We start from the raw sequence: 21,744 nt of genomic DNA on the forward strand, positions 1-21,744 counted from the left end.
GCAACAGCATCCTCCGGCGGTTGACCTAAGGCAAGAACGTGTTCTAATTTTTTCCGGGTGACCTACGAGTTGTCGCACTCCGGGGCCCTGGAGGCCGAGTCGGTGCACATCGTGCGCGAGGTACTGGCGACGTTCGAGCGGCCGGTGCTGTTGTTCTCCGGCGGCAAGGACTCCGTCGTGCTGCTCCATCTGGCCGCGAAGGCCTGCTGGCCTGCGCCCATACCGTTTCCGGTGTTGCATGTGGACACCGGGGAGAACTTCGACGAGGTGCTCGCCTTCCGGGACGCCATGGTGGCGGAGCTGGGCGTGCGGCTGATCGTCGGCAGCGTGCAGGAGGACATCGACGCCGGCCGCGTGGTCGCCGAGACCGGCCCTCGGGCATCAAGGAACAGGTTGCAGTCCGTCACCCTGTTGCGGACCCTGCGGGAGCACGGCTTCGACGCGGTGTTCGGCGGCGCGCGGCGAGACGAGGAGAAGGCGCGGGCGAAGGAGCGGGTGTTTTCGTTCCGGGACGAGTACGGGCAATGGGATCCGCGCAACCAGCGGCCCGAGCTGTGGCATCTCTACAACGGCAAGCACAGGCGCGGCGAGCACATCCGCGTGTTCCCGCTGTCGAACTGGACCGAACTGGACATCTGGTCCTACATCGCGGCGGAGAAGATCCCGCTGCCGCCGCTGTACTACGCGCACCGGCGGCAGGTGGTGCAGCGCGACGGGATGCTCCTCGCGCGGACGCGGCATCTGACCTTGCTGGAGGGCGAAGAGCCCTACGAGGCGCAGGTGCGGTTCCGCACGGTCGGCGACGCCACCTGCACCGGCTGCGTCGAGTCGACGGCCGCCACCGCCGCGGAGGTCGTCGTGGAAACGGCGGCCACCAGGGTGACCGAACGCGGCGCGACGCGCGCCGACGACCGGATTTCCGAGGCGGGGATGGAAGACCGTAAGAAGGAAGGCTACTTCTGATGGCCCCGTTACTGCGCATCGCGACCGCCGGAAGTGTCGACGACGGCAAGTCCACCCTCATCGGACGACTGCTGTTCGACTCGAAAACCCTGTTCGAGGACCAGCTCGCGGCCATCGAACGCACCAGCCGGGACCGCGGCGAGGACTACCCGAACCTGGCGCTGCTGACCGACGGGCTGCGCGCCGAGCGAGAACAGGGCATCACCATCGACGTGGCGCACCGGTATTTCGCCACGCCACGGCGGTCGTTCATCATCGCCGACACCCCGGGACACATCCAGTACACCCGCAACATGGTGACCGGCGCGTCCACCGCAGACTGCGCGCTGATCCTGGTCGACGCGCGGCACGGCATCCTCGACCAGTCCCGCCGTCACGCGTTCCTGGCGACCCTGCTCGGCATCCCGCACCTGGTGCTGTGCGTCAACAAGATGGACCTCGTCGGCTACTCGCCGGACCGGTTCGACGAGATCCGCGACGAGTTCCGCGCGTTCGCCGCGAAACTCGACATCCACGACCTGAGCTTCATCCCGGTTTCGGCGCTGCACGGGGACAACATCGTGCACCGCTCGGCCACGATGCCCTGGTACGAGGGCAGTCCGCTGCTGCACCACCTCGAAGAGCTGCACATCTCCTCCGACCGCAACCTCATCGACGCGCGGCTGCCGGTGCAGTACGTCATCCGGAACACCGATTTCCGAGGATATGCCGGGACGATCGCCGGGGGCGTGTTCAGCCCCGGCGACGAACTGCTCGTGCTGCCTTCGGGCCACCGGACCCGCGTCCGGAAGGTGTGGGGCCCAGGCGGGCGGCCGCTGGAGCAGGCGTTCGCGCCGCAGGCGGTGACGGTGGAGCTCGAGGACGAGCTCGACATCGCACGCGGGGATCTGTTGTGCCGTCCGGGAAACCGGCCGCACACCGGGCAGGACCTGGACGCGATGCTGTGCTGGTTCGCCGACCAGAGCAGCCTGAGCACCGGTTCGACGTACACGCTGCGGCACACCACCCGCACCACGACGGCCGAGATCGCGGCGCTCGACTACCGGCTCGACGTCAACACTCTGCACCGCGAACAGTCGGGTTCCTTGTCCCTCAACGACATCGGCCGGGTGCGGCTGCGGACGCGGCAGCCGCTGCTGTTCGACCCGTACCGGCGCAACCGGGAGACAGGAAGCTTCATCCTCGTCGACAACGCCACGAACAACACCGTCGCGGCCGGCATGATCACCGGCCCCAGCCTGCCCGCTTCGCGCGTCGTCTGGCATTCCGCGGCGGTCGCCCGTGACGAGCGGGCCACGCAAGGGAAAACGGTGTGGCTGACCGGGCTTTCGGCGTCCGGCAAGTCGACGGTGGCGGTGGAACTGGAGCGGCTGCTGGTCTCGGCCGGGCGCCCGGCGTACCTGCTCGACGGGGACAACCTGCGGCACGGGCTCAACGCCGACCTCGGGTTCAGCGCGACCGACCGGGCGGAGAACGTGCGCCGGGTCGGGGAAGTCGCGAAACTGTTCGCCGACGCCGGGATGATCGCCATCGTCTCGCTGATCAGCCCCTACCGGGTGGACCGGGCCCGCGTCCGCGCGGCGCACCAGGACACCGGACTGTCCTTTGTGGAGGTATTCGTGGACACACCGCTCGAGGTGTGCGAATCCCGTGACCCGAAAGGCATGTACGCCAAGGCGCGCGCCGGGGAGATCCGCGGGTTCACCGGGATCGACGACCCGTACGAGGAACCCGCGTCGCCGGATCTCGTGCTGCGGCCCGGCGACGGCGACCCGACCGCGATGGCGTCGGCCATCCTCGCGCTGCTGGACCGCTGATGGGGACCAACCAGCGGGCGCGGATCCGGATGACCGGCGCCGAGGTGACGGAGTTCGTCGAGCGCGGCCGCACGGCGACGTTCGCGACCTTGGGGCCCGACGGGGGTCCGCACCTGGTCGCGATGTGGTACGCGGTGCTGGACGGGCAGATCTGGTTCGAGACCAAGGCGAAATCGCAGAAGGTGCTGAACCTGCGCCGCGACGACAGGCTCACCTGCCTGATCGAGGACGGCCGGACGTACGACGCGCTGCGCGGGGTGTCGTTCGAGGGGCGCGCGGTGATCAGCGACGACCCGGACGACATCTGGCGCGTGGGCGTCAGCGTGTGGGAGCGCTACAACGGCCCGTACAGCGAAGAGGTCAAGCCGATGGTCGAGGCGATGATGGCGAAACGCCTCGTCGTGCGGCTGGACGTCAAGCGCACCCGTTCCTGGGACCACCACAAGCTCGGGCTGCCCGCGATGCCGGTGGGCGGGACAACGGCACCCTGATCCGGTACCGCGTGCTAAGCGACCAGCTTCGCGCGCAACTCCTCAGCCTCGGCCGCGGTGAAGCCCTGGTCGGTGAGCCAGGTCGCGACACCGCCGTAGCGCCGGTCGACCTGGTCGAGGAACAAGGTCATCGTCTCGCCGCGGGGTGTCTGGTCCGGGGTCGGGCGTTTGCTCAGATCCGCGGCATACGTCGAAGAAGCCTTCAACCGCGCCAGAATGGCGTCGATGCGCTCGCCACTGGCGGCGTAGTCCGCGACCACCTCGTCCCGCGCCACCCCGGCCACCGTCAGCGCCAGCGCGACGATCACCCCGGTGCGGTCCTTGCCCGCCGCGCAGTGCACCAGCGCCGCGCCCGGCGCGTCGCGGATGGCCCGCAGCGCGGCGACCACGTTGTCCGGCCGGTCCTCGAGATAGCCGAGGTACAACGCGGTCATCGGGTTCTCCGGGAAACGCGCCAGCGTGCTCTCGCGGCGGGCGAAGAGCGCCTCCGCGGCGGCGTCCGTGTTCTCGCCGGCTTCGGCGTGCATCGAGAAGTGCATGTGCCGCACCGAATCCACCGCGCGCAGCGGCCCCGGCCCCTCCAGTTCGACCTCGCGGCTGCTGCGCAGGTCCACCACCGTGCTCAGGCCCAGATCGCCGACGAGCAGCTTGATGTCGGCCGGGGTGAGGTCCTGCAGGTTGTCCGAACGGAGCAGTCGCCGCGCCGCCGTCCGCTTGCCGTCGGCGGTGGGCAGGCCACCCACGTCCCGGGCGTTCGCCGCCCCTTCGAGTTCGAGCCAGGAGGTCATACCCCCATATTTCACGGCGCCACCGGGTCGGCCAAGGGAGCTTGCGCGTCGACGGAATCTTCGATCGGCGCCTTCGATCGCCGCGGCAGGCGCAGCGTGCCCACCAGTCCGCGCCGCCGCAACCACGGCTGCCAGCCCAGCATCCCGATGTGCGCGGCGATCGCGTGCCCGGCGACGGTCACGATCGACAGCAGCGAGCCGGGGCTGTCGGTGACATAGATCACCGCGATCGTCAGCTCGATCGCCAGTACCGCCCACAGCCGCAGCCGTCGTTCGAGGATCGGCACCATCGCGCCGGCGGTGGCGAAGAACCCGTAGCTCACCCCGATGTCGAGCCACCGCGAGTCCTCGAACGGAAGCCAGCCATGCGTCAGCGCCCACATCACCGGAAGTTCGGTGGCCAGCGTCGCGAGCACGTGCCCGCTGGCGAACACCGCGAACGTCCAGCCCGCGCCCACCCGGCGCTCCAGCGGCGCCACCGCGAGCGCGAAGATCAGCACGTAGATCAGCCAGCCGGAGTCCTCGATCCACAGCGCACTGCTGATCAGGCTCATGATCGGCCGGTGCCACAGGTTGTGCGCGTCGGTGCTGGCCATCGCCAGCAGTTTCGCCGAGACCGTCTGCCCGACCATCCGCTGCATGACGGTGGTCGCGAGCAGCAGCGTGAGGTACCAGAACGTGAACGGCGTGGCGGACGGGCTGGGCAGCAAGACGGCCGCCCTGGTGGTCCATCGCGGGCGGCCGAGCCGGGTGAGAGCGTCCTGAGGCACCACCCCAGTTTGCCGTCTCAATCTGATAACGGCCTGTGAACTCCCTTGGAAGGGTGGGCGCGGTGCGAAAGTCGCCCACGGTTGCCGCGTGCGGACAAGGCGCCGTGACCGGCTGCTTTAGGATGCCGACCCGTGGATGCCCCGGCGACCGCACCCAAGGTGCCAGCGAACGAGCGGCCAAGCTCACTCCCGCCGTTCGCGCGGCTGCCGGTGTCCGGAATCGCCGGCGCGGCCGCGGCCCTGCTGCTCGGGCTGAGCGCGCGGTTCGGGTACTTCGGTGACGAGCTGTACTTCCTGGTGTCCGGTAAGTACCACTTCGCCTGGGGTTACGCCGACAACCCGTGGCTGGTGCCCGCGCTGGCTCGGTTGATGGACGCGATCGCGCCGGGCTCGGTCGTCGCGCTCCGGGTGCCTGCGCTGCTGCTCACCGCGGGCGGGATCGTGCTCACGGCGTTGATCGCGCGCGAGATGGGCGGCGGCCGGCGCGCGCAAACGGTTGCCGCCGCCGCTTTCGCCACGTCCATCCAGCTGTTGTCTTCCGGCCACCTGCTCGCGACCTACACGGTCGACCCGTTTCTGTGGACGCTGACCTGCTGGTTCGTCGTGCGCTGGCTGCGGACGCGACAGGACCGGCTGCTGCTGTTCGCCGGGCTGGCGACAGCGCTGGCGATGCAGGGCAAGTTCCTCATCGTCTTCTTCTGGCTGGCGCTCGGCGTCGGCGCGTTGATCACCGGGCCGCGTGAACTGCTGCGCCGTCCGCTGCTGTGGGCCGGCGCGGTGATCACCGTAGCCGCGACCCTGCCGACGGTGCTGTGGCAGGCGCGCAACGGCTGGCCCTACTTCGACATGCAGGCCATCGTCGCCGAGCAGGTCAACCGGTTCATGGGCGGGCCGGGGCTGGTCGCCCCGCTGGCCATCGTGTTCGCCGGGCTACCCGCCGGCGCTTTCCTCGTCTGCCACGGCACCTGGCAGCTGTTCCGGTCGCCGCGGTACCGGTTCCTCGGCTGGGCCACGGTGCTGGTGACCGTGATCTTCATCGTGACCGTCGGCCGCTACTACTACATTTCCGGCCTGTACGGCCTGCTGTTCGCCGCGTCGGCCGTGCGCGTCGAGCGGAGCAGGCCCGCGCGCTGGTGGCGGTGGGTGCCGACGTGGCCGACGTTCGCCGTCACCGCGGCGGTCACGATCTTCGTCGGCCTGCCCGTCCAGCCGGTGTCGATGATCACCAACGCCAACTTCGTCGCCAGCGGCAGCTACGGCTGGCCGCAGCTCGTGGACACCGTGGGCAAGGCATACCACGAACTACCGCCGTCGCAGCAGTCGCACGCGGTGCTCATGGGCGACACGTACTGGCAGGCCAGCGCGCTGGATTTCTATGGCCGCCAACAGGGACTGCCCGCCGCGTACGGCCCCGAGCGGGGCTCCTGGTACAACGGCGAACCGCCGGCCGACACCGGCCCGGTGCTCTACACCGGCTCGGATTCCGCTCAGCTGAGCCGTTTCTTCGGCGATGTCCGGCAGGTGGCCACGGTGTCGATCGACACGAAACCGGACAACGTCAACCAGAACATCCCGGTGTGGCTGTGCGAGGCGCCGCGGGCTCCGTGGCCGCGGCTGTGGCAGCAGATGCACCGCGCCTGACCGTCGGTAGGTTCGCCAGAATGGAACTGCTGCCGTTCGACGAGTACGTGCGGTCGCTCGCCCGCGAGCGTATGTCGGCCGGCGTTCTCTTCCGCGACGAGGATGACCGCGTCCTGCTCGTCGAACCTTCGTACAAGGACCACTGGGACATCCCCGGCGGAGCCGTCGACGCGGCCGAAGCGCCGTGGGCGACCGCGCGGCGCGAGGTGCGCGAGGAACTGGGTATCGACCGCGCCTTCGGCCGGCTGCTGGTGATCGATCACGTCGCCGATGACGGCGGGATGCCGGAAGGGATCGCCTTCCTGTTCGATGGTGGCCTGATCACTGCCGCACAGGTCCGGGCACTGGACCTGACCGATCCGGAAATCCTCTCGGCCGGGCTGCACCACCTCGGCGCGGCGCCGAAGCTGAAACCCGCACTCGCGGCCCGGGTCGCCGTCGCGCTCACCGCGGTGCACACGCACTGCCCGATCCTGTGCGACAACGGCAATCCCACCTGACCGCCGGCTGATCGGATGCGCGCGGTCCCGGCGACCGGGCATATTGGCCCGCATGGCGAACCACAGGACCTGGGGCGACGGTGAGTTCGACGTCCCTGACGGATACCTCAACACCCCGAGCATCGGCATCCCGCCCGCGCACGTGGCCGGCGCCGTCGCGGCGGCGGTCGGGCGCTGGCGTGCCGGCATCGACTCCCCGCCCGACTTCGACGAGTCCATCGCCGTCTCGCGGCAAGGCTTCGGGGACCTGATCGGCGTCCCCGCGGACCGGGTCGCGGTCGGGGCCTCGGCGTCCCAGCTGTTCGCCAACGTGGCCGCCGGGCTACCGCCGGGGGCGAAAGTCCTTGCGGTGGAAAGGGAATTCACCAGCGTCACCTTCCCGTTCGCCGCGCACGGCGCGACCGTGCACGAGGTCGGGCTCGCCGAACTTCCCGAGCACGTCGAGGGGCACGACCTGGTCGTGGCCAGCGTCGTCCAGTCGGCCGACGGGGCGATCGCCGACCTCGACGCGCTGCGCGCGGCTGCCGAAGCGGCGGGCGTGCCGGTGGCGCTCGACGTCTCCCAGGCCGCCGGCTGGCTCCCGCTCCAGCTCGACTGGGCCGACTGGGTGGTGGGCGCGGGCTACAAGTGGCTGCTCTCCCCGCGCGGCTCGGCCTGGCTCGCCGTGCACCCCCGCGCGCTCGAGCGCGGGACGCCCGTCGCCGCCGGCTGGTACGCGGGGGAGGACCGGTGGGAGGCGTTGTACGGAATGCCACTGCGCCTCGCCGAAGGCGCCCGCCGGTACGACCTGTCACCGGTCTGGTTCGCTCACCTCGGCGCCGCCGCCGCGCTGCCGTACCTGGCCTCGCTCGACCTCAAAGCCGTCCGGGACCACTGCGCCGGGCTCGCGGATTCCCTGCTCAACGGCCTCGGACTGCCGCCGCGCGGCACCGCGATCGTCTCGTTCGACGCCGACCCGGCCCGCCTCGCCGCGGCCGGGATCCGGGCCGGCGTGCGCGCAGGGAAGGCCCGCGTCGGCTTCCACCTGTACAACACCGAGAGTGATGTAGAACGGGTTCTCCACGCTATGGGGTGAGCTCCGCGGGGCGGCCCGGTACGGTATTTCCTCGTGGTCGGTCCGCACTATCCTCCCCCGGCTCGTGGCGACACCGCGCCACTGGCCCGGATCCCGGCGTCCCCGAAACAAGGGAGGCCGGCCCTGCTCAAGGCGCTGGGCCTGGTGGCCGTGGCGGTGGTCGCCGGCCTGGTCTGGTGGCTGATCCGGCACGACTCGCAGCCGGAGACGCCGGTGGCCCAGCAGCCTCCGGCGAAGGAGTTTTCCTTCACCGCGACGGAAGGACCGGTCGCGTCCACCGACTGCGCGGGCAAATCGACCGACGACGTCAAGAAGTGGTTCAGCGCGCACCCGTGCCAGCAGCTCTCGCGGGCGCTGTACACGACAACGTCGGGCAGTGAGCGCGCGCTGGTTTCGGTCGTGGTCGTCACCATGCCCGCGGCGGATCAGGCGCAGCAGCTCAAGACCGTGGTCGACGGGGACAACACGGGCAACGTGATGGACCTCGTCCGCGACGGCACGGCGAAGATCTCCGGCGCGCCGAAGCTCTACGACGGCAAGTACGCGTCACGGATCGCGGGTAACCAGGTGACAGTCGTGCTGGCCAGTTTCTTCGGCAGCCACAAGGACGACCCGACGATCGCGCGCATCGCGAAGGAAGCGCTGACACTGACCCCGGGCGGCTGAAAACCCGGCACCGCCGCGAATCTCAGGCGGCGGCGCCCGGCAATGCCACCGCCGCAGGCGATTCGCCGGCCGCGACGCGCCAGCGGGTGCCCCGGCGGGCCGAGCCGAGCAGGGCGACGAGCGCCACCTTCCGCAGGTTCTCGTCGTCCGTGCCTTCCAGCACGCCGCGCCACGCCGCGGCCGCGTCAGCTTCCGCGCTCGCCACCACGCTCTTCGCCGACGTCGAGTCCGTCACCGGCTTCGGCGTGATGTACGCGGGCTCCGCTCCGTCGGGCGTCACGCCGGCGGCGTCCAGCATGCGTACGCACGCGTCGCGGCGGTTGCGGTGCTCGTTGGCGCCGTCGCTGACGCTCGCCGTGTAGTTGCTCGTCACGAAGGCGCTCACGAGCGCGTACACCCACACCGCCGCGTGCTCGGCGTCCAGCGCCTTTTGCAGCGGCCCCACCGCTTCGCCCGGGATCGTCGTGGCCGACGCCGTCACCGTCCCCGGGTCGGTGCCCGGCCCGAGCTTGTCGTCGAGCTGCTGCAATCCCGCGCACCCGGCCGCCACCGCGGCGACGAGCCCCGCCCGGTATCGCGGCAAGGAGGGCACCAGCTTCTCGGCCTGCTCGCGCGCCGTGGCGAGCCGCTCCTTCAACCCGGAAACCCCGGAAGCCGCCGGGGTCACCACCTGCGCCGCCGATTTGGGCCGGTTCAGCCTGTCCACTTCGGCCTGCAGCGTCTGCGCGTGCGTGGTCCGGGCGGCGGCCACCTGGCTCGCCAGATCCCCGCCCACCTGGTTCGCCGCTGCCGCGTCGGCGCGGGCCTGTTCGGCAGGGGACGCGAGCGGATCGGGCTCGTCGGAGTAGCCGGTCTGGCAGGCGGCGAGCGGGACGGCGAGTGCCGCCAGCGCGCTCATCCGCAGGACGTCACGACGGGTACGGAAGCTCACGGAACGCCATCCTGCCAGGCGGGGCAGTGACCACGGGCGGTGACGGGGGCAAGCAAGATAAGCTTGTCCACTACTGACCATCGCGGAACAAAACAGGAGAGCGCCAAGGTGCCAGGAGAACTCGCCGGCAAGCTCGAGCCGATCGTGGCCGAGGCCGTCGCCGGCGCGGGTTTCGACCTCGACGCGCTCGACGTCGGCCAGGCCGGGCGGCGCAAGCTGGTGAAGGTCGTCGTGGACGCCGACGACGGGGTCGGCCTCGACGAGATCGCCGAGGCCAGCCGTGCCGTGTCGGCCGCGCTCGACAAGCACGAACACCTCATCGCCGGGGCCTACACGCTGGAGGTCACCTCGCCGGGGGTGGACCGGCCGCTGACCGGCCCGCGGCACTGGCGGCGGGCGAAGTACCGGCTGGTGAAGATCAGCCCGCGCGAGGGCGCGGGGTTCGTCGGCCGCGTCGGGCACGCCGGCGAGGAGTCGGCGCGGGTGCTCGTGGACGGGCAGATCCGCGCGGTCCGCTATCGCGACGTCGCCAGAGCCGTGATCGAAATCGAGTTCAAGCAACCGCCGACGGAGGACCTCAAGCTGCTGGAAGAGGACGCGGCCGGGACGGAGGAGCCGAAGTGAACGTCGACATCGCCGCACTGCGCGCGATCGAGCGTGACAAGGACATTCCCTTCGACACGGTCATCGAGGCCATCGAGTCGGCACTGCTGACCGCCTACAAGCACACCGAGGGCCACCAGCCACACGCCAGGATCGACATCGACCGCAAGACCGGGTATGTGCGCGTGCTCGCGCACACCCTCGGCGAGGACGGCGAGGTCGACGAGGAGTGGGACGACACCCCCGAGGGCTTCGGCCGGATCGCCGCCACCACCGCGCGCCAGGTCATCCTGCAGCGGCTGCGCGACGCCGAGCACGAGAAGACCTACGGCGAGTTCTCCGCCAAGGAGGGCGAAATCGTCGCCGGGGTCATCCAGCGTGACGCGCGCGCCAACGCCCGCGGCATGGTCGTGGTGCAGATCGGCGACATCGAGGGCGTGCTGCCCTCGGCCGAACAGGTGGCCGGCGAGTCCTACACGCACGGCAGCCGGATCAAGGCCTACGTGGTGACGGTGTCCCGCGGCAGCCGCGGCCCGTCGGTCACGCTGTCCCGTTCGCATCCGAACCTCGTGCGCAAGCTGTTCGCGCTCGAGGTACCCGAGATCGCCGACGGCACGGTCGAAATCGCCGCGGTCGCGCGCGAGCCGGGGCACCGGTCCAAGATCGCGGTGCGGTCCACCGTGCCCGGGGTCAACGCCAAGGGCGCCTGCATCGGCCCGGTCGGTGCCCGGGTGCGCAACGTGATGAGCGAACTGGCCGGGGAGAAGATCGACATCATCGACTACTCCGAGGATCCGGCTCGCTTCGTCGGGAATGCGCTGTCCCCGGCCAAGGTTGTTTCCGTACGCGTGGTGGACGAGCGTGCGAAGACCGCCAGGGTCGTGGTGCCGGACTTCCAGCTTTCGCTGGCGATCGGCAAGGAAGGGCAGAACGCCCGCCTCGCCGCCCGGCTCACCGGCTGGCGGATCGACATCCGCAGCGACGCCGCCGAGGAGGACGAGTCGGAGGCCACACCGCGCGCCGCAACAACCGGTTCGGCTGAGTGACAGGCCACGAGCTAAACTCGAACATGGTTCGAAGGTCGTGTCCGGGTGACACGCGCGCCAAGGAACGGCAGGCACCGGTCCGGACGTGCGTCGGATGCCGGAAACGGGCTTCGGTCGGTGAGTTGTTGCGAGTGGTCGCGGAGGACAGGCACGTGGTCGTCGACGAGCGTCGGCGGCTGCCGGGCCGGGGTGCTTGGCTGCATCCCGAGCCGGAGTGCCTGACCAAGGCCGAGCGGCGGCGGGCGTTCCCCCGGGCGTTACGGGTCCCGGGAACACTCGACGCCGGGGCCGTGCGGCGGTTTCTCCAGCCGCGCGCCGAAGGAACTGTGGGCGGGGGAAGCTCCCCCACCCGACCGGAACGAAGGAAGCAGGTCGACCCGTCATGAGTCAGCCGTGAAGCTGAAGCCATGAACGCGCGACGATAGGACGAGGTCAGCGGGTCTTTACCGCCTGGCTGGCCTCCCCAGTTGAGGAGAGCAGTGGCAGGCAAGGCCCGTGTGCACGAGCTCGCGAAAGAGCTCGGTGTCACAAGCAAGGAAGTTCTCGCCAAGCTCAAGGAGCAGGGCGAGTTCGTGAAGTCGGCGTCCTCCACCGTCGAGGCACCTGTTGCCCGGCGGCTGCGGGACGCGTTCACCGCCGGTGGAAAGCCCGGTGGCAAGCAGGGTGGCCGCAAGCCGGTCCCCGGCCCCGCCGCCAACGGCAACGGGGGCGCCCCGGCGGCCCCCAGGTCCCAGGAGTCCACTCAGGACCGCCCGCGCCCCAGCGTGGTGCCCGGTCCGCGGCCGGGGCCGCGTCCGGCTCCGGCACAGCAGCAGGAGCAGCCCCAGCAGGAACAGCCGAAGCCGGCGCAGCAGCCGAAGCCGGAATCCCGGCCCGAGGTGCCCGCCGCGAAGGCCGAGCCCAAGGCGCCGCAGCAGGGGCCGCGCCCCGGCCCCGCCCAGTCCGGCGGCGGTTCGGTGGTTCCCCCCAAGCCGCAGGGTCCCAAGCCCGGTGGCCCCAAGCCCGGTCCGCGCACCCCGCGGGTCGGCAACAACCCGTTCGGTGTCGGCTCGGGCTCGCCCGCGCCGCGTCCGGCGGGGCCGCGTCCCGGCCCCGGTGGTGACCGTGGCCCGCGTCCCGGCGGCGACCGTCCGGGTGGCGAGCGTTCCGGTGGCGACAGGCCGGCTCAGGCCCCGCGTCCCGGTGGCGGCGGCAACAGGCCGAGCCCGGGCAACATGCCCCCGCGGCCGAACCCGGGCATGATGCCCGGCCGCACGCAGCGGCCGGCGCCCGGTGGTGGCCGTGGTGGCCCCGGCGGTGGAGCTCGTGGCGGTCCCGGTGCGGGCCGTGGCGGTCCCGGTGGTGGCGGCGGTCGTCCCGGTGGCGGTGGCGGCGGTGGTTTCCGCGGCGGCCCCGGTGGCGGTGGCGGCGGCGGTGGTTTCCGCGGCGGTCCCGGTGGCGCGCCCGCCGGTGGCGGCGGTTTCCGCGGTGGCGGTGGCCCGCGTGGCGGCGGTGGCCGCGGTGGTACGGCCGGTGCCTTCGGGCGTCCCGGTGGTCCCTCGCGCAAGGGCCGCAAGTCGAAGCGGCAGAAGCGCCAGGAGTACATGGACAACATGCAGGCGCCGAGTGTCGGTGGCGTGCGGTTGCCCAAGGGCAGCGGCGAGACCATCCGGCTCCCGCGCGGCGCCTCGCTGACGGACTTCGCGGAGAAGATCGACGCGAACCCGGCTTCGCTGGTGCAGGTGCTGTTCCACCTCGGTGAGATGGTGACGGCCACCCAGTCGGTGTCCGACGAGATCCTCGAGCTGCTCGGCTCGGAGATGAACTACCAGGTGCAGGTGGTCTCCCCCGAGGAGGAGGACCGCGAGCTGCTGGAGGACTTCGACATCACCTACGGCGAGAACGCCGGTGACGAGGAGGACCTGCAGGTCCGGCCGCCCGTCGTGACCGTCATGGGTCACGTCGACCACGGTAAGACGCGTCTGCTGGACACCATCCGGAAGACGAAGGTGCGCGAGGGCGAGGCCGGCGGCATCACCCAGCACATCGGTGCCTACCAGGTGGAGACCGAGCTCGAGGGCAACCCGCGGCTCATCACCTTCATCGACACCCCGGGTCACGAGTCGTTCACCGCCATGCGTGCGCGTGGTGCGAGCTCCTCGGACATCGCGGTGCTCGTGGTCGCCGCCGACGACGGCGTCATGCCGCAGACCGTGGAGGCCGTGAACCACGCCCAGGCGGCGAAGACGCCGATCGTGGTCGCGGTCAACAAGATCGACAAGGAAGGTGCGAACCCGCAGAAGATCCGCCAGCAGCTCACCGAATACGGGCTGGTGGCCGAGGAGTACGGCGGCGACACGATGTTCGTCGACATCTCCGCGCGGGAGAACATCAACATCTCGGGGCTGCTCGAAGCGATCCTGCTGACCGCCGACGCGGCGCTGGACCTGCGGGCCAACCCCGACATGGAGGCGCAGGGCGTCGCGATCGAAGCGCACCTGGACCGCGGCCGCGGTCCCGTGGCCACCGTGCTGGTCCAGCGCGGCACGCTGCGGGTCGGCGACTCGGTCGTCGCCGGGGACGCCTACGGGCGTGTGCGGCGGATGGTCGACGAGTACAACGAGGATGTCACCGAGGCACTGCCCTCGCGTCCGGTGCAGGTCATCGGGTTCACCTCGGTGCCAGGCGCCGGTGACACGTTCCTCGTCGTCGAGGAGGACCGGGTCGCCCGGCAGATCGCCGAGCGGCGGCAGGCCCGGATCCGCAACGCCATGAACGCGGCGCGGCGGAAGCGGGTCAGCCTGGAGGATCTGGACTCCGCGCTGAAGGAGACCTCGACCCTCAACCTGATCATCAAGGGTGACAACTCGGGTACCGTCGAGGCGCTCGAGGCGGCACTGCTGCAGCTGGACGTCGGCGACGAGGTCGAGCTGAACGTGGTGCACCGCGGCGTCGGTGGCGTCACCGAGTCCGACATCGACCTGGCGACCGCGTCCGACGCGATCGTGCTCGGGTTCAACGTGCGGGCGCAGGGCAAGGCGACCGAGCGGGCCACCCGCGAAGGCGTCGACGTCCGGTACTACACGGTGATCTACCAGGCGATCGAGGAGATCGAGCAGGCTCTGAAGGGCATGCTCAAGCCGGAGTACGAAGAGGTCGAGCTCGGCAAGGCCGATGTCCGCGAGGTCTTCAAGTCCTCGAAGATCGGCACCATCGCCGGCTGTCTGGTCACTTCGGGCGAGATCCGGCGTAACGCCAGGGCCCGGCTGCTTCGCGACAACGTGGTTGTCGCGGAGAACCTGCCGGTGTCCTCGCTGCGGCGGTTCAAGGACGATGTGGTCGAGGTGCGCGACGGCTACGAGTGCGGTCTGACCCTCGGGTCTTACAGCGACATCAAGGTCGGCGACGTCATCGAGACCTACGAGCAGCGCGAAAAGCCGCGTGCGTGACGCGTAGCTGATTCCGGGGCCGGTCCGAAACGGACCGGCCCCGGTCGGCGCCCCCTGGCCCCCCGAGTGGTGGAACCATTGTTCGTAGGCACATGCGAGTTCGACCTGTTGCTGGGTGACGTGCGTTCGCTCAAACAGAAACGTTCGGTGGTCCGGCCGCTGGTCGCCGATCTGCGCAAGCGGTTCGAGGTGTCGGTCGCGGAGGCCGGGCATCGGGAACTGCATCGCCGGACACTGATCGGAGTCGCGGTGGTGGCCGCCGACGGCGACCATGTTCGTGATGTCCTTGACGAGTGCGAACGTCTGGTCGCCGGCAGGCCGGAGATCGAGCTGTTGTCCGCGCGCCGCAGGCTGTTCGGACCGGAAGACTAGAAAGTAGGGATGCGTGATGGCCGATCCGGCTCGCGCACGGAAGCTGTCCAAGCGGATCTCGCAGATCGTGGCCTCGGCCATCGAGCACGAGATCAAGGACCCGCGGTTGGACTACGTGACGATCACCGACACGAAGGTGACCGCGGATCTGCACGATGCCACCGTGTATTACACGGTCCTGGGGGAGAACCTGGATGCCGCCCCGGACTTCGCCGGTGCCGCCGCCGCGCTCGAATCGGCGCGGGGCGTGCTGCGGAGCAAGGTGGGGCAGGGCACGGGCGTCCGGTTCACGCCGACGCTCGCCTTCGTCGCCGACAAGGTGCCGGAGACCGCGCAGCAGATCGAGGAGCTGCTGGCCAAGGCCCGCGAGGCCGACGCCGAAGTGGCGCGCCTCTCGGCCGGCGCCCAGCACGCCGGTGACCCCGACCCGTACCGCGCCCCCCGCGAAGACGAGGACGAGCAGGACGAGGACTAGGGCGAGCAGGACGAGGACTAGGGCGAGCCGCACCCCTCGTTCCCTTACACCGCAACGGAAACCGCCGCCGGGCAACGCGACGGCAACCACCCTCCGGGCCACCCAGCGCCCTCCACGCGCGTCCGTTGCTGTCCAAACGCAACCACCGCCGAGCCACTGAACGCCCGAGCCGTACCGGAAGTCACCAGATCCGGGGCCGCCGCCTCCCCTTGATCGCCCACCCGACGGCGGCATCCTGCTTCCGTGCGAAACCTCCGTGCGACAAGGGATTCCGGTCGTGATCGACCTTCGCCACGCAGAACACCTCGTTCCCCATCGCCGCGGCCAAGGGTGGGTTGGCGTTCGCGATCAGCTCCGCGACCGCGCGGTAGCGTGGCTCGGTCTCCGCCGCGAACCGCAGGCGCTCCACGAGATGATCCCGGGCGCTGCCGCCGGAGAAGTGCGGTGTGTGCGAGCCGAGCACTTCCCGTGCGCTGTGCGTCCGGGTGTCCAACTCGGTCCAGAGCCACGCCCACGTTTCCATTTCTCTGTCCTCCCAACGGGTTCGCTCCATTCATGATCTCCGTGCGGGACGGCCACGGGGCGCGCTGACAGCTTCCGGTCACCGAGGAACGGTCTGGAGACCGGCCCCGGTGTGGGATCATCCGGGGTATGGCAGCCGGCCCGCGACCCGAGGACGCGTCGGCCTGCCACAACGAGTTCTCCGGTTCGGCCGCGGGTTCGGTGGTGCAGGCCGGGAACATCGACGGCGGTGTCCACATTCACGACTGGCCGGTGGCGCGCTCGGCGTACCTGCACCAGGTCCGGCGCATCGCGCCCGCGGAGCTGCGCGACCGCGACCAGGAGCTCGCCGAGCTGGTCGAGTGGTGCCGGCGGCCGGGGCCGGGATACCTGTGGTGGCGCGCGCCGGCGTGGTTCGGCAAATCCGCGCTGCTGTCCTGGTTCGTGCTGCACCCGCCCGCCGGGGTCCGCATGGTGTCGTTCTTCATCACCGCGGCCCTGTCCAACCAGAGCGACAAAGTGGCCTTCGCCGACGTCGTACTCGAGCAACTGGCGGAGGTGCTGGAGGAACCCCTGCCTGAGGGGCTGAGCGAAGCCACCGGCGACGCCCACCTGCGTGAAATGCTGGAGCGGGCCGCGGTCGCTTGTGAGCGACGCGGCGAGCGGCTGGTGCTGGTGGTCGACGGCCTCGACGAGGACAGGGGAGTCGTCGCGGGCCCGTACAGTTACAGCATCGCGGCGCTGCTCCCGGAACGACCGCGGCTGCGCGTGATCGTGTCCGGCCGCCCGGATCCGCCGATCCCGCCCGATGTGCCCGAAAGACATCCGTTGCGGGACCCGGAAATCGTGCGCGAACTGTCCCGTTCACGACATGCCGAGGTCGTGCGGAAGGACGCGCAACGCGAGCTGAAACACCTGCTGTGGGGAAGCCCCGCCGAACAGGACCTGGTGGGACTGCTCGCGGCAGCGGGTGGTGGGCTCAGTGCCCCGGACCTGGCCGAGCTGACCGGTCACTCGCCGTGGGAGATCGAAGAACATCTGCACACGGTCTCCGGCCGGACGTTCCTCCGGCGCGCCCCGGACTGGGGGCTGCGGTCCGACCCGCCCGTGTATTTGCTGGGACACCAGCAATTGCAGCAGGAAGCAACCCGGATGCTGGGGGAAAACCGGTTGGCCGGGTACCGCCGCCGCCTGCACGACTGGGCCGACGGCTACCGCGACCGGGGCTGGCCGCCCGGGACACCGGAATACCTGTTGCGCGGCTATTACCGGCTGCTGCAGGACACTTCGGACACCGAGCGCCTGGTGCGCTGCGCGCTGGATCGTGCCCGTCACGACCGGATGCCGGACCTGGCCACCGCGCAGGCCGAGGTCACCGCCGCCCAGGATCTGCTCACCCCCGCTGCCGAGCCGGACCTGTTCACCTTGCTGCGGCTCGCGATCCAGCGGGACAACCTCGCGGACCGGGACGAGCGGATCCCGGCGGAAGTGGCGCTGGCCTGGGCGCACCTCGGTCACCTGAGCTACGCCGAAGTCCTGGCCCGATCGATGACCAACTCGTATCACCGGAACGACGCGTTGCTCGGCCTCGCCGACATCATCGCGGAAACCGGGGATCTCGACCGGGCCATTTGCCTGGTCAAGGACACGACCCACCCGACAGAGCAGTCACGAACGGTCGCCAGGCTGGTGACGACGCGGTCGATCGACTGGCTGGTGGCCGCGGGCGAGCCGGACCGCGCCGAACAACTCGCCCGTGCCGGCGGCGATCCGGAGGTACTGGCCGGGCTCGTCCTGGCGCTGGCGAACGCCGGTGACGCCGCACGAGTGAGCGCGCTCGCGGTCGAGGTCGCGAAGTCCGCCAGTTCGCCGGCGACGTTGGTGGAAGCGGCAGTGAAGACCGGGGACCTGGTGGCCGCTGAGAAGTTCGCGCGCTCCATGGACGATCCGTACGAGCGGGTCAAGGCGCTGACCAGCTGCGTCAAGGCCCGGGTTCGTGCCGGTGCCGACGCCGCGGCTCTCGCGGCCGAGGTCGAAACCCTTGCCACGTCAGTGGATTCGCCTCGCCGTGACTGGGCGCTCGCCAAGGCGGCTGAGGCGATGGCCGTCACCGGGAAACTCGAAGAAGCCGAAAACCTCGCCCGCTCCCTCAAGACGTCGGGCGACCGGATTTCGGCGCTGACGGCGGTCGCCGCGGTCGAACCCGGGGCTCTGCTGGCCGAGCTCGAAACCCTGGTTCGCGCAATGCCCCGATCACTGGACCAGTTCGCGCGGGCCAGCGACCTGATCGAGGTGCTGACCGCCGCCGGTCAGCCGGACCGAGCGGAAGCCGTCGCCCGCTCCATCCGGGAACCGAACTCGCAGGCACAACTGCTCGAGAAGCTGGTGCGGTTCGCCGGCCGCGATCCGGCCAGGGCCGAGGCTCTCGTCCGATCGGTCGGGGAGCCGTATCACCGGTCGCGGATGCTGGCCGGGCTGGTGCGTGAGGTGGCCCGGTCCGGCGGCATCGCTCGCGCCGAAGCCCTGGCCACCGAAGCGGAAGCGCTTGCGCGGGCGGAGACCGGGCCCTCCTGGCGGACACCGGATCTGGTCGCGCTGGCCAGAGCGGTTGCCGCCACCGGGGACGCCGTCCGCGCCGAAGCGGTGGCTCGCCGTATCCCGGCCCCCGGCATCCAGGCCACCATCCTGGCTGCGCCGGCCGGGGCCGAAACGCCCGTGTCGCGCCACAAACCGCCCGATGAGATCGCGCGGGTGAGACAGATCGCCGACGCCGGTGACCTCGAAGGCGCGAAGGCCCTCATCTGGTCCACTGTGGACCCGGAGGACCGTGACGTCGCGTTGCAGATGGTGGTCCGCTCCGCGGCCGAAGCCGGCGACATCGACGGCGGCGGGGAGATCGTCCGGCTGATCCGGGACCCCCACACGTTATCGGAAGCCGAGCTGGCCTTGGTCGAAGCCTTGGCCAACGCCGGTGACCTCGAACGCGCCGAGGCGCTCTCCGCTTCCCTTGTCTTCCCGGAATACCGGGCACGGGCGGCGCTGGCACTCGTCAAGGCGTTGGTGGGCAACGACATTGCTCGCGCCGAAACGCTTGCCCGGTCCATCGGCCAGAAGGAACGGCGCGTCGAGGCGCTGGCCGTCGTCGCCGCTGCCGGCGAAACCCGCCACGCGCGCCGGATCCTCGCTGATGCCTTGCGGGAAGGCCATTGGACCGAACTGCTGACCGCCTTCGAGCCGGAGATCGTGCTCGCCCTGGCCGATGAAGTCCTGGGAGCCGGTTCAGGCAGCGAGCATTCCCCGTAACTCCGCCATCGACTCGCGCAGCATTCCGGGCAGATCCGGCTCGCCAGGTTCGCTCGTCCAGCGCGCGAAAGCGACCCGGTACACGGCCATTCCCGCGTCGGCGGTCAGGCTCGCGGCCGGTTCGCCGACGCCCCGATCGCGTAGTGCGCCGGCCATCGTCGCGGCGAGTTCCGCGAGTTTGATCAGCTCGCGTTCCTTCAGCTCCGGATGCGCGGACACGGCGGCATCGAGCAGCCGGGCGCGTTCGGGGTACTCCTGGATGATCGCGCCGACCGTGTGCAGCGCCGCGTCCACCGCTTCCATCGGCGTTGCCGTGGGCGGCGCGTCGGCGATGGCGCGCACGAGTAGTTCGCCGGTGCCTTCCATGCCGTAGAACAGCGCCTCGCGCTTGTCGGCGAAATGCCGGAAGAACGTGCGCTCGGTGAGCCCCGCCAGTTTGGCGACCTCCGCCGTGGTGGTCGCCTCGAAACCCTGTTCGGCGAACAGTTCGAGCGCGGCTTTCGCCAGCCTCCCGCGAGCGCCCGGCTCCCAACGACCCATATCCGAATCCTACTTGATGACAGCGACTGACATCGTGCTCTAGACTGATGGCAGTCGCTGACATCAGGAGGTTTCTCATGCGAGTGTTCGTCACAGGTGCGTCCGGCTGGATCGGCTCAGCTGTCGTCTCGGAGCTCATCGGCGCGGGGCATCAGGTGCTCGGGCTCGCCCGTTCGGACGCCTCGGCCGCCGCCATCGCCGCGAAGGGAGCCGAAGTGCTCCGCGGCGACCTCGATGCCCTGGATTCCTTGCGCGCCGGGGCTTCCGGCTCCGACGCGGCCATTCATCTCGCGTTCGACGGCAACTGGGCCGAGTTCGAAAAGTCGGTACGCAGCGAGGCGCGCGCCGTCGCGGAGATCGGCGCGGTCTTCGCGGGCTCCGGCAAGGCTTTCGCCATCGCTTCCGGGACTCCCGTGGTGGCCGGGCGCGCGTCCACCGAGCGCGACGAATCCGTCGGCGGGGGCCCGGTGGCGGCCCGGATCGAAAACGCCAGGGCCGCGATGGCGTTGGCCGAACGCGGAGTCCGGGTGTCCCTGGTGCGGTTGCCCCGCTCGGTGCACGGCGAGGGCGAACGGCACGGGTTCATTCCCCGGCTGATCGGAGTCGCCCGCGAGAAGGGCGTTTCCGGTTACATCGGCGATGGCGCGAACCGCTGGCCCGCCGTGCACGTGCTGGACGCCGCGCGCTTGTTCCGGCTGGCGATCGAGCAGGCGCCGGCCGGCTCGGTGCTGCACGCGGTCGGCGACGAGGGCGTGCCGGTCCGCGAAATCGCGGAGGTGATCGGGCGCCACCTGAACCTGCCGGCAGGCAGCCTGCCCCTCGAAGATTTCGGCTTTCTGGGGCCGTTTTTCGCGGCCGACCAGCCTTCGTCGAGTGCGCTGACCCGGGAGTCGCTCGGCTGGGAACCGGTCCACGCCGGACTCATCGAGGACGTGGACAAGGGCCACTACTTCGTGGCCTGAACCCCGGCAGCCGTCCAGCAGGAAACCGAGGTGGCGCCGTTCGTCCGGGAACAACCCGGCGGCCTGCGAGGCCGAAACCACCGCGACGATCAGGTCTTCCGGGGCGAAGTCGGGACGGAGGCCGCCGGTGTCGTGGGCCCGTTCGACGATGCGGCCGAGCACTGCCCAAACGTGGCTCTTCGCGTTTTCGATCCGCGGCGCGTCTGGGAAGGTGGTGGCGCAGACTTCGCCGAGCCTGCATCTCGCAGGTGCGCACGACGACATGGGTGAAGCCCGTCCACGAGTCGTCGAGCTTCAGCGCCTCCTCGCCGATCTCGGCCCACTGCTCGATGGCGCAGGACAACACGTCCTCGATCAACGCTGTCCGGCTGGGGAAACGGTTGTACAGGGTGCCGATGGCGACCCCGGCTTTGCGGGCGATCTCCTCCAGCCGCGCGTCGAGCCCCTCCTCGCCGAACACTTCGCGCGCGGCCGGCCTGGCCACCGCACGCCGTTTCGGCGAGGAGGGGTTCCAGGTCGCGCTCGTCTGCCGCAGTGGCGGGCGCATCAAGTCCGTTGTGGACGAACGGACTGCGGAAGGCTTGCGGGTCAAGGGAATCATCGCAGACCTCGCCGGCATCAACGGCACGCGGACCTTGTCGCCGGACTGGGCAGGGTGGAGGTGGCGGTGATCAACGGGTTCCTCGGCGCGGCCGCGATCCGGCCGGTGGCCGCCATCGACGTGGCCAGCATGCGCACCGCACTGGAGGGCATGGTGCTCGCGCCCCTTTCGGCTGCTGCTTCCGGGCATGATCGCACGCGGGGACGGCGCGCTGCTCTACGGTTTCGGGCCTCGGCGAAGAACCCCGTGCCGCCGCTCGCAGGCGAGCCTG

The 21,744-nt window shown here is 70.4% G+C and carries 21 protein-coding genes; 15 read left to right on the top strand and 6 right to left on the bottom strand.

Features of this window, described 5'->3' with window-relative positions; all coding sequences use genetic code 11:
* The first annotated feature begins 57 nt into the window (after positions 1 to 57).
* The 3 genes from cysD to VHD82_RS09800 are packed head-to-tail and all read left to right on the top strand — an operon-like array spanning position 58 to position 3,271.
* Positions 58 to 963 carry a sulfate adenylyltransferase subunit CysD gene (gene cysD, locus VHD82_RS09790; protein WP_325699899.1) on the top strand — a complete coding sequence of 302 codons (906 nt, stop codon included), beginning with the start codon at positions 58 to 60 and terminating at the stop codon, positions 961 to 963.
* Entirely contained in the window at positions 963 to 2,780 is a 1,818-nt protein-coding gene (cysC, locus tag VHD82_RS09795) for an adenylyl-sulfate kinase (RefSeq protein WP_325699902.1), read from the top strand. Before cysD ends, cysC begins: the two co-directional genes overlap by 1 nt.
* Entirely contained in the window at positions 2,780 to 3,271 is a 492-nt protein-coding gene (locus tag VHD82_RS09800) for a PPOX class F420-dependent oxidoreductase (RefSeq protein ID WP_325699905.1), read from the top strand. Before cysC ends, VHD82_RS09800 begins: the two co-directional genes overlap by 1 nt.
* A gap of 14 nt (positions 3,272 to 3,285) precedes the next feature.
* On the opposite strand, the gene VHD82_RS09805 is transcribed toward VHD82_RS09800, so the two are convergent.
* Positions 3,286 to 4,059, bottom strand: a complete 774-nt coding sequence (locus VHD82_RS09805; RefSeq protein ID WP_325699909.1) for a tyrosine-protein phosphatase — start codon at positions 4,057 to 4,059, stop codon at positions 3,286 to 3,288.
* 11 nt (positions 4,060 to 4,070) lie between these two features.
* Positions 4,071 to 4,829, bottom strand: a complete 759-nt coding sequence (locus tag VHD82_RS09810; RefSeq protein ID WP_325699912.1) for a rhomboid-like protein — start codon at positions 4,827 to 4,829, stop codon at positions 4,071 to 4,073.
* A gap of 132 nt (positions 4,830 to 4,961) precedes the next feature.
* Between VHD82_RS09810 and VHD82_RS09815 the strand changes: the two genes are divergently transcribed.
* The 4 genes from VHD82_RS09815 to VHD82_RS09830 are packed head-to-tail and all read left to right on the top strand — an operon-like array spanning position 4,962 to position 8,711.
* Positions 4,962 to 6,470, top strand: a complete 1,509-nt coding sequence (locus tag VHD82_RS09815) for an ArnT family glycosyltransferase (RefSeq protein ID WP_325699915.1) — start codon at positions 4,962 to 4,964, stop codon at positions 6,468 to 6,470.
* Positions 6,471 to 6,490: 20 nt separating this feature from the next.
* On the top strand, positions 6,491 to 6,970 hold the full coding sequence (locus VHD82_RS09820; RefSeq protein ID WP_325699918.1) for an NUDIX hydrolase: 480 nt from the start codon (positions 6,491 to 6,493) through the stop codon (positions 6,968 to 6,970).
* A 52-nt stretch (positions 6,971 to 7,022) separates the two neighbouring features.
* Positions 7,023 to 8,045: an aminotransferase class V-fold PLP-dependent enzyme gene (locus VHD82_RS09825; RefSeq protein ID WP_325699921.1), complete on the top strand. Its 1,023-nt coding sequence runs from the start codon at positions 7,023 to 7,025 to the stop codon at positions 8,043 to 8,045.
* A 33-nt stretch (positions 8,046 to 8,078) separates the two neighbouring features.
* A complete protein-coding gene (locus VHD82_RS09830; protein ID WP_325699924.1) occupies positions 8,079 to 8,711 on the top strand; it encodes a hypothetical protein in 633 nt (210 codons plus the stop codon).
* A gap of 22 nt (positions 8,712 to 8,733) precedes the next feature.
* Here VHD82_RS09830 and VHD82_RS09835 read toward each other — a convergent pair whose 3' ends face one another.
* Positions 8,734 to 9,642: a ferritin-like domain-containing protein gene (locus tag VHD82_RS09835; protein WP_325699927.1), complete on the bottom strand. Its 909-nt coding sequence runs from the start codon at positions 9,640 to 9,642 to the stop codon at positions 8,734 to 8,736.
* Between the two features lie 108 nt (positions 9,643 to 9,750).
* On the opposite strand from VHD82_RS09835, the gene rimP reads away from it, so the two are divergent.
* From rimP to rbfA, 6 genes are all read left to right on the top strand, one after another.
* Positions 9,751 to 10,266, top strand: coding sequence for a ribosome maturation factor RimP (rimP, locus tag VHD82_RS09840; protein ID WP_325699930.1), 516 nt, complete (start codon positions 9,751 to 9,753; stop codon positions 10,264 to 10,266).
* Positions 10,263 to 11,291, top strand: a complete 1,029-nt coding sequence (gene nusA / locus VHD82_RS09845) for a transcription termination factor NusA (protein WP_325699933.1) — start codon at positions 10,263 to 10,265, stop codon at positions 11,289 to 11,291. Before rimP ends, nusA begins: the two co-directional genes overlap by 4 nt.
* 23 nt (positions 11,292 to 11,314) lie before the next feature.
* Positions 11,315 to 11,677 carry a YlxR family protein gene (locus VHD82_RS09850; protein WP_325699937.1) on the top strand — a complete coding sequence of 121 codons (363 nt, stop codon included), beginning with the start codon at positions 11,315 to 11,317 and terminating at the stop codon, positions 11,675 to 11,677.
* 93 nt (positions 11,678 to 11,770) lie between these two features.
* Positions 11,771 to 14,719: a translation initiation factor IF-2 gene (gene infB, locus VHD82_RS09855; protein WP_325699940.1), complete on the top strand. Its 2,949-nt coding sequence runs from the start codon at positions 11,771 to 11,773 to the stop codon at positions 14,717 to 14,719.
* 78 nt (positions 14,720 to 14,797) lie between these two features.
* Positions 14,798 to 15,091: a DUF503 domain-containing protein gene (locus VHD82_RS09860; RefSeq protein ID WP_325699943.1), complete on the top strand. Its 294-nt coding sequence runs from the start codon at positions 14,798 to 14,800 to the stop codon at positions 15,089 to 15,091.
* A 16-nt stretch (positions 15,092 to 15,107) separates the two neighbouring features.
* Positions 15,108 to 15,566 carry a 30S ribosome-binding factor RbfA gene (gene rbfA, locus VHD82_RS09865; protein WP_325699945.1) on the top strand — a complete coding sequence of 153 codons (459 nt, stop codon included), beginning with the start codon at positions 15,108 to 15,110 and terminating at the stop codon, positions 15,564 to 15,566.
* Between the two features lie 181 nt (positions 15,567 to 15,747).
* Here rbfA and VHD82_RS09870 read toward each other — a convergent pair whose 3' ends face one another.
* Entirely contained in the window at positions 15,748 to 16,089 is a 342-nt protein-coding gene (locus tag VHD82_RS09870; RefSeq protein WP_325699948.1) for a hypothetical protein, read from the bottom strand.
* A gap of 128 nt (positions 16,090 to 16,217) precedes the next feature.
* Here VHD82_RS09870 and VHD82_RS09875 point away from each other — a divergent pair, with 128 nt between their 5' ends.
* Positions 16,218 to 19,370 (top strand): hypothetical protein, encoded by a 3,153-nt coding sequence (locus VHD82_RS09875; protein ID WP_325699951.1) that lies wholly within the window; start codon positions 16,218 to 16,220, stop codon positions 19,368 to 19,370.
* Here the strand turns inward: VHD82_RS09875 and VHD82_RS09880 are convergent.
* A complete protein-coding gene (locus VHD82_RS09880; RefSeq protein ID WP_325699954.1) occupies positions 19,347 to 19,910 on the bottom strand; it encodes a helix-turn-helix domain-containing protein in 564 nt (187 codons plus the stop codon). The two genes, VHD82_RS09875 and VHD82_RS09880, sit on opposite strands and share 24 nt — an antisense overlap.
* A gap of 77 nt (positions 19,911 to 19,987) precedes the next feature.
* Between VHD82_RS09880 and VHD82_RS09885 the strand changes: the two genes are divergently transcribed.
* The gene (locus tag VHD82_RS09885) at positions 19,988 to 20,872 is read left to right on the top strand and encodes an SDR family oxidoreductase (RefSeq protein WP_325699957.1); all 885 of its coding nucleotides are present in this window, start codon (positions 19,988 to 19,990) and stop codon (positions 20,870 to 20,872) included.
* Here the strand turns inward: VHD82_RS09885 and VHD82_RS09890 are convergent.
* Positions 20,832 to 21,662: a helix-turn-helix domain-containing protein gene (locus tag VHD82_RS09890; RefSeq protein WP_325699960.1), complete on the bottom strand. Its 831-nt coding sequence runs from the start codon at positions 21,660 to 21,662 to the stop codon at positions 20,832 to 20,834. The two genes, VHD82_RS09885 and VHD82_RS09890, sit on opposite strands and share 41 nt — an antisense overlap.
* Between the last annotated feature and the right edge of the window lie 82 nt (positions 21,663 to 21,744).

The organism is Amycolatopsis sp. (assembly GCF_035546795.1).
Classification (GTDB): domain Bacteria; phylum Actinomycetota; class Actinomycetes; order Mycobacteriales; family Pseudonocardiaceae; genus Amycolatopsis_E.

Excerpts from the sequence above, each read along its gene's own strand:
- cysC (WP_325699902.1), top strand. The coding sequence starts at position 963 with ATGGCCCCGTTACTGCGCATCGCGACCGCCGGAAGTGTCGACGACGGC.
- VHD82_RS09800 (WP_325699905.1), top strand. The coding sequence starts at position 2,780 with ATGGGGACCAACCAGCGGGCGCGGATCCGGATGACCGGCGCCGAGGTG.
- VHD82_RS09805 (WP_325699909.1), bottom strand. The coding sequence starts at position 4,059 with ATGACCTCCTGGCTCGAACTCGAAGGGGCGGCGAACGCCCGGGACGTG.
- VHD82_RS09820 (WP_325699918.1), top strand. The coding sequence starts at position 6,491 with ATGGAACTGCTGCCGTTCGACGAGTACGTGCGGTCGCTCGCCCGCGAG.
- VHD82_RS09825 (WP_325699921.1), top strand. The coding sequence starts at position 7,023 with ATGGCGAACCACAGGACCTGGGGCGACGGTGAGTTCGACGTCCCTGAC.
- VHD82_RS09850 (WP_325699937.1), top strand. The coding sequence starts at position 11,315 with ATGGTTCGAAGGTCGTGTCCGGGTGACACGCGCGCCAAGGAACGGCAG.
- rbfA (WP_325699945.1), top strand. The coding sequence starts at position 15,108 with ATGGCCGATCCGGCTCGCGCACGGAAGCTGTCCAAGCGGATCTCGCAG.
- VHD82_RS09870 (WP_325699948.1), bottom strand. The coding sequence starts at position 16,089 with ATGGAAACGTGGGCGTGGCTCTGGACCGAGTTGGACACCCGGACGCAC.
- VHD82_RS09875 (WP_325699951.1), top strand. The coding sequence starts at position 16,218 with ATGGCAGCCGGCCCGCGACCCGAGGACGCGTCGGCCTGCCACAACGAG.
- VHD82_RS09880 (WP_325699954.1), bottom strand. The coding sequence starts at position 19,910 with ATGGGTCGTTGGGAGCCGGGCGCTCGCGGGAGGCTGGCGAAAGCCGCG.
- VHD82_RS09885 (WP_325699957.1), top strand. The coding sequence starts at position 19,988 with ATGCGAGTGTTCGTCACAGGTGCGTCCGGCTGGATCGGCTCAGCTGTC.
- VHD82_RS09890 (WP_325699960.1), bottom strand. The coding sequence starts at position 21,662 with ATGCCCGGAAGCAGCAGCCGAAAGGGGCGCGAGCACCATGCCCTCCAG.